Annotated in this window: 3 protein-coding genes; 1 reads left to right on the forward strand and 2 read right to left on the reverse strand. The window is 45.5% G+C overall.

Annotated elements, in window-relative coordinates; all coding sequences use genetic code 11:
* The first annotated feature begins 44 nt into the window (after positions 1 to 44).
* Positions 45 to 569 (forward strand): IS5 family transposase, encoded by a 525-nt coding sequence (locus tag CLV97_RS17675; RefSeq protein ID WP_281257632.1) that lies wholly within the window; start codon positions 45 to 47, stop codon positions 567 to 569.
* A gap of 73 nt (positions 570 to 642) precedes the next feature.
* Here CLV97_RS17675 and CLV97_RS17680 read toward each other — a convergent pair whose 3' ends face one another.
* Both CLV97_RS17680 and CLV97_RS17685 read right to left on the reverse strand, forming a co-directional pair.
* Positions 643 to 1,098, reverse strand: a complete 456-nt coding sequence (locus tag CLV97_RS17680; protein WP_146130553.1) for an SMI1/KNR4 family protein — start codon at positions 1,096 to 1,098, stop codon at positions 643 to 645.
* 6 nt (positions 1,099 to 1,104) lie between these two features.
* A partial coding sequence (locus CLV97_RS17685) for an HNH endonuclease (protein ID WP_211295797.1) occupies positions 1,105 to 1,781 on the reverse strand: 677 nt, incomplete at its 5' end.

A 1,781-nucleotide genomic window follows, 5' to 3' on the forward strand; every position in this document is an offset into this window, starting at 1 on the left:
TGGCGCGCGCTGTTAAGTCGAATGGATGCGGAAGAGAAAATCGAATGGGCTCAAGCTTTTCTGGATGGTCGATTTGTTCCTGCCAAAAAAGGGGAGACGGGATTGGAAAAACCAAGGTGGGCAAGGGAACCAAGGTCATGATGGTATCGGATGGAAACGGGGTGCCGATCGGTCTGTATCTGGACAGCGCCCAACATCATGAAATCCGGTTGGCGGAAGCCACCCTGAAAACGGTTCGGGTACCGCAAAGGCGGGGGCGTCCCCGAACACGGCCCAAGGAATTGGTGGCTGACAAAGCTTATGACAGCCGTTCTTTTCGAATTTGGTTGCGCCGACGGGGGATCAAGCCCACCATTGCCACCATTCATCGAAAAAGCCGCAAACCCCGTCGTGGCCGCCCCATCCGTGTGGGAGAGGGATACCGCCGGCGTTGGATCATTGAACGCTGCTTCGGTTGGATGAACAATTACCGTCGGTTGGTGGTTCGATATGACCGATATTTGTATATTTATAGAGCTTTTTGCCTGATTGCATTCATTATTTGGTGTGTGAATCGAATTTTGAAATAGCTTCTACTCTTCTCCTATAACCACAAAAAGCATCCTCTTAATTTATTTATTAAATAACTCGTTAAATAACTCGTCATTCTTCATCATAAAGCATGGAAAGAAATTGAGTAAATGTATCGCAGATATATACCAATGATTCGGGATATTCATCAGGATGGAAGTCCTTATCATGCCAAACAATCTTCGGTTGCTGAATGCCATCTCGGAAATCAAAATAATACAGGTTTTCTCCAGAATCTACGCCAAAAGGAATCAACTTGTCGGGAAGCTTGGCTTCCTTAACGTAGATCTCATAGTCCTCCAGTATATAATGATAAGGTGCTTCGGGGTTGTAACTGCACAACATATAAAACGACATGCCTTTAAATTTTCCGGAGTCAATGAAAGCCTCGATATTTTTTGGCCCCCCTCCGTGATATTTTTTTGCCCATTCAACGTAATCCTGAGGAAATTTTATCCCTAGATGTTCTTCGACTTTGGCAATAACTTTCCGATCAATCATTTTTTCTCTTTGCTCCCATTCAATCACTATCAATCACTCCTTAGTCAACTTTTGACTTCCCCACAACGCATGGCCTCCAGTATGCGGCAAACCTTTTTTATGAATACTTGTCGGTACAAGTTGCATTCTCCCAGTATCTTGGTGATGATGCCACGTATATCCTGGAATTTTTCCTTTACCACTTTTAATTGCCTTCCATTGTAGCTCATCAAAGTTAAACTTTTTCATTAGTTCTTCATTTCCTTTTAACTGTTTGTAAAATTCCTCTGTCGCTACCCTTGCTTGGTCCCAACTCCTCCCAACAATCATATTATCCGGCAACCGTACTTCGGCTATGACCCACTCGCTAAAGTCGACAAAACCGTTTTTATCAAAAGGAATCCCGTTCTTGTTGACTGAACCCGCGTATTGACTTCCAAGCAGCTTGATTCGCCTTCCGTCACTTGTTACCGCATACTTGACAACTTCCCCATTCCTTAAAGTACCCTCTACCACTTCGTAGTTGAAATCGGGATTCCCTGGCTTTAACCGACTCCTGTGCATGCTCTTTCTAGCAAATTGAAGTCCCTTTTTTACCGTCCCAATCCCCAATCTATGGAAGACGACGCTCAAAAACGTCGATGCCGCCGCTTGCAGCCGCTGTTCCGGGGTAAGCCGGGACCATTGGTCCCACCAGGTCCGGGTCTCCGCCAGGGGATTGCGGAGAAAAC

Source organism: Planifilum fimeticola (genome assembly GCF_003001905.1).
Classification (GTDB): Bacteria; Bacillota; Bacilli; order Thermoactinomycetales; family DSM-44946; genus Planifilum; species Planifilum fimeticola.

What these genes read in the sequence shown, in the direction of transcription:
- CLV97_RS17675 (WP_281257632.1), top strand. Translation starts at nt 45, where the DNA reads ATGGGCTCAAGCTTTTCTGGATGGTCGATTTGTTCCTGCCAAAAAAGG.